This window comes from Nereida ignava (assembly GCF_001049735.1).
GTDB lineage: Bacteria > Pseudomonadota > Alphaproteobacteria > Rhodobacterales > Rhodobacteraceae > Nereida > Nereida ignava.
Genome location: NZ_CVPC01000037.1, coordinates 1 through 3,971, shown reverse-complemented (window position 1 = coordinate 3,971; position 3,971 = coordinate 1). Strand labels below are relative to the sequence as shown.

Genomic DNA, 3,971 nt, shown 5'->3' with positions numbered 1-3,971 from the left:
GGAAATGGCCGTGAATGGTCCGTCAATGAATTCAATAAGTTAAGCAAAAACCTCATACAATACACATTCTATGAGGTTTTAAGCAGTGCGGTTCAGCTCAAGCAAAACTGCGCAGTTAAAGCCTTCAGGGCGTGCTCATAGCGACTTGCTGCTTTGCCAATTGCAGATGATTGACCAAGGGCGAGAAATCCCCCGCCATCTTGAGCAGTACTCTGTACTTGGCGAAGTCATACAAGTGCACTTGATCGATGGCGGGCAAAATCACCTGCAGCTGCTTTACCAAATGGTTAAACTCAGGTTCCGCCTTTAAAGCACTCAGCCGTGTCCAAAAATGCTCAAGCCAAGGCAGTAGCGCCGCAAACTCAGCAAAGCGGGCTTCTACAAGTTCACGAATGTGGCTTTCATAGAAGCCAGCCAATCCGAAGTCTGTGAGTTCAGCTTTGTTCGAAACATAGAGGGCATGGTCCAACGCGCCCAAGACAACAGCTGGCGCTGTATACGTCGCTGTCAGCTCGTCTAATGCACCGTCAAATAGGTCTGAACGGCCGTTGAGCGTAAAGTAGTCATGAACATTATCAGCGAAGCGAAACGTCGACTGCAGCTTTACAAGATAGACCTCTTCATCGATTTTTTGCATGACGCTGTGGGGTCTTAAACTGATTTTGCTATCAAAGGGTATTTTTGAAACAGCGCTGTCCAGCTCACAGGCGTAATCACGGCTATCAAGGTCAGCATGTGAAGCTGGCACGTGCTCTTCAACAATATGCCACAACCGCACATCGTATTGGTTGGCGATCTGACAGGTTAGATGAAGCGCTGCGATGCATTTGTTGTGTGTGTCTAAAGCATTGGTCATGGCGCTAACGCCTTGCTGGCTATAACCGTCTCTTCGAGTAAGTCGATCAAGTCGCGTGCGCTGCCTTGGAAGCTCTGCAGCATCTGCTCTACATCAGCTCTTGCCGGGGTAAGCCCTTCGGCTTCCAAGATAGCCTTGGCACGATCGACCCAATCAAGGTTGCTGGGCGGGTCTATGTCAATTACGCGGAACCTGCTGAGCACGGCCCCCATGATGCGGCTCTTGTGGTTCGTGGTGGCCACAAAGCGGATCAGATGACGCTTGGCGTCCATGAACTCGCGGAACTTGGGCTGCACTGTGCGTAGGTCCATCTCATCAATCTCGTTGATGACGATCATGGCTTTGTCAGGATTGCCAAACATCTGATAGTTCACCTCAGACATGATCTTGGATTCATAGTCTTTACCAAGGCTGGCAGCATTAAACTCCCACTGTATGTGCTGAACATTGTGATGCTCAAAGTAACTGTGAGCGATCACACGGGCCGCTTCTGTCTTGCCTGCACCTGGAGGCCCTGCGAGCAACAAGGGCTTGGCGGGTGGCAGCTCACAATATGAGCGAACGACACTGGCATTTAGCGGGTCCGCAATGACCAAATCGTCAAAGCCGCGCGGTAGGTGTTTAAGATCAAATGACATGCTCAGCTCCTTTGGATGCATGTAGTTGGAGTGGGGCAAAATATGACTGCCCCACTCGCCGTTAGTTTTATCCATAGGTATGGGTTGCTGCGCCGTTTGTGCGCACTCCACCGCCAGACACGCTGACTTGTGCACCTGATCCAACGCGGATCATTTTGGACGCAAACTCACGCACATCACGTGCACGCTTGGTTGCCAGATCACCTGCGTCAAGCTTGGCGAGGCTTTCTTGAGCGCGTTCATCCAAGTCTTTACCCGATGATACCAAGACAGCGTCAATGATGCCCGCTTCGTTGCACCCGTAAACAATCGTGCCTGTGCCATTGTCATTGCAGCGCACCAGCGCGACCGCATAGTCTTCTTCGTAATCGGTATTGGGCTGGATGAACGTTGGAAGATCAAACGTGCTCACGCCCACTTGCACTTCCTGCAGACCCTCAAGCGCCAGCTTCTTAAAATCTTCTTTAGACATGGTCGCTGATTTTGTGGATTTGGGCACACGGCGCACTTCTTCAATGCCACCACATTCCTGCACGTAGCTGGTGAAGCTCTGATCTGGCCCCTTCATGTCGTGAGCGATTGATATGACACTTGAGTAGGCAACTTCACGGCGGCCTTGCCCTGCAAAGACGTAGCGCACCACCCTTAATGCAAGGCTGGTATTGGCTTGGGTTTTGATCTCCAAATCTGTGAGCAGTGCTGTAAAGGCGCGGCGTTTGCCCACTTCAGCTTTAAGCTCAGCGTAAAGCGCATAGACACCTTCAAGAATGGCGTAGAGCTCTTCGTTGGCGGCACGCAATGTGCCTTCTTCCCATGTCACCCGTGCCGCATGCATAGCATCAAGGCGTTTTTGGATATTGTTTTTGAGGTCGTTTTGAACAGACATAATGGTCTCCTTCATCAATAATTGCGCCCATATGGGCTCATGTGTTTGCATCTGGGTTTTGAGGAAATTGAGCAGCCAGTGGCTGTGCTGCACAATATACCGAAATTAAAACCATCAGATTGAGACTGTTATAGTTGGAAGATTTGGCTAGTTTTGACTCCATGTTCCACCGGAGGGAGATGGAGTCATGGTCACAAACAAGGCCAATGCAACGCGGCACGTACTGAGCTTCAAGACAGCGCCACCGATTATTCACATGGCGTCACGGCGAAGGTTTCGAGGAGGCCGTAATCTGCCATATCGAGACGCTGAACCTTACAAAGCGTCCATTTATTATTGGTGGTGGGCCTTTTTGATGCGCAACGCAGACTATCAACGCACTTGCGCAACATCGGGCCAAGGTAAGCTTGCTGGCCTCTATCATGACTTCGGCGATATTTTTGAAAGTGATTTTTTAACGTGGTGGCAGTGCCATCAAGGGCTGTTTGCAGAAAAGACAGCGCTGATTGAACAGGTTGGCGCAGACCCTTTGAACTCCATTTTATTGTATCACATTGATCCCAAAAGACCGTTGAGCCAGATTCAGGAAGAGATTAAAGCCTTTCACATGCACGCGCATGCGATCATGCCAGTGGCTCCACCCAAACAAAGCTCGTCTGCAAAATATCCAATTTACACAAATGTTTCTGCGCATACGCTGCACAAGGTTTTGACTGTTTGGGATTTGCGCTGTGCACACCCTGACACATCTGCATATGATCTAGGCGTGCTCGCTGGCTTCAAAGCCAACATTCTAGCCCCACCTAAATATGGTGAAACGCGCACACGCGCCGCAATCAAAGCGGATGCCCACAACAAGCAGGCCCGCACGAGCATTGCGAACCAAACCAACCGATATTTGCGCACGGCAGAGCAGTATATTGACAACGTTGGGCGCGGAGAGTTCCCCAAAGCCTTGCGTCGGTAAAAATTAAGTCATTGATATTAATGCGTAATAAGGCAAACACTGTGTTTGGATTTAGTATGTTTGGCAAAAATGGCAAACACAGTGTTTGCAACATGTATGTTTGACGCAGTGAATCGAAACACTGTGTTTGAACTCTAAACCTGATCACTGTGTTTAAGTTGCGTTTGTGCTGCTGGCGCAGAGACCAGTGCTGACCTTTTGTAGGGCAGATTTGCTGTGTTTGTGTTGGGATGATGTGTGAGTTGGGCCTTAATACTCTTCTGCAAGCATGATGGTGAGCACACGGGTGGTTACATTTGTATCTGTTGGGTCAGGCGAGTGCACCTGCAGGTCTAGATCGTAATAGTCAAACTTCCAAAAAAAGGTTGTGCCCTCAATTGTGATCACCCCAAAGTCGTGCTCGGCATAAGGGTCGTTGTCTGGCGTGAATGCATCGAAGTCCTCTACAGCGATTAACAGCTCTGCCACTGTGAGTGGATCGTAGGCCAACACGCCTTGAGTGAGTATCCAGCGACAATGATCAAGACGCTGCCGCGCTCGATCATTAAGTGCTGCTATTTTAGCTGTGCTTGCGTCAGGCATTTGCTGCTGCCTTGGCCGCCCCCGGTTTAAGACGTGGTTGCC

The 3,971-nt window shown here is 50.0% G+C and carries 5 protein-coding genes; 1 reads left to right on the top strand and 4 read right to left on the bottom strand.

Annotated elements, in window-relative coordinates; translation table 11 throughout:
- Window positions 1–124 precede the first annotated feature (124 nt).
- From NIG5292_RS13940 to NIG5292_RS13930, 3 genes are all read right to left on the bottom strand, one after another.
- Complete coding sequence (locus tag NIG5292_RS13940) at window positions 125–856, bottom strand: hypothetical protein (RefSeq protein WP_048600148.1); 732 nt, start codon at window positions 854–856, stop codon at window positions 125–127.
- Entirely contained in the window at window positions 853–1,494 is a 642-nt protein-coding gene (locus NIG5292_RS13935) for an ATP-binding protein (protein ID WP_048600147.1), read from the bottom strand. The genes NIG5292_RS13940 and NIG5292_RS13935 overlap by 4 nt, the downstream gene beginning before the upstream one ends.
- A gap of 67 nt (window positions 1,495–1,561) precedes the next feature.
- On the bottom strand, window positions 1,562–2,380 hold the full coding sequence (locus NIG5292_RS13930) for a hypothetical protein (protein WP_048600146.1): 819 nt from the start codon (window positions 2,378–2,380) through the stop codon (window positions 1,562–1,564).
- A gap of 355 nt (window positions 2,381–2,735) precedes the next feature.
- On the opposite strand from NIG5292_RS13930, the gene NIG5292_RS13925 reads away from it, so the two are divergent.
- Entirely contained in the window at window positions 2,736–3,347 is a 612-nt protein-coding gene (locus NIG5292_RS13925; protein WP_074842168.1) for a hypothetical protein, read from the top strand.
- 249 nt (window positions 3,348–3,596) lie between these two features.
- On the opposite strand, the gene NIG5292_RS13920 is transcribed toward NIG5292_RS13925, so the two are convergent.
- A complete protein-coding gene (locus tag NIG5292_RS13920; protein ID WP_048600144.1) occupies window positions 3,597–3,929 on the bottom strand; it encodes a DUF3768 domain-containing protein in 333 nt (110 codons plus the stop codon).
- Between the last annotated feature and the right edge of the window lie 42 nt (window positions 3,930–3,971).

Excerpts from the sequence above, each read along its gene's own strand:
- NIG5292_RS13935 (WP_048600147.1), bottom strand. The coding sequence starts at position 1,494 with ATGTCATTTGATCTTAAACACCTACCGCGCGGCTTTGACGATTTGGTC.
- NIG5292_RS13930 (WP_048600146.1), bottom strand. The coding sequence starts at position 2,380 with ATGTCTGTTCAAAACGACCTCAAAAACAATATCCAAAAACGCCTTGAT.
- NIG5292_RS13925 (WP_074842168.1), top strand. The coding sequence starts at position 2,736 with ATGCGCAACGCAGACTATCAACGCACTTGCGCAACATCGGGCCAAGGT.
- NIG5292_RS13920 (WP_048600144.1), bottom strand. The coding sequence starts at position 3,929 with ATGCCTGACGCAAGCACAGCTAAAATAGCAGCACTTAATGATCGAGCG.
- NIG5292_RS13940 (WP_048600148.1), bottom strand. The coding sequence starts at position 856 with ATGACCAATGCTTTAGACACACACAACAAATGCATCGCAGCGCTTCAT.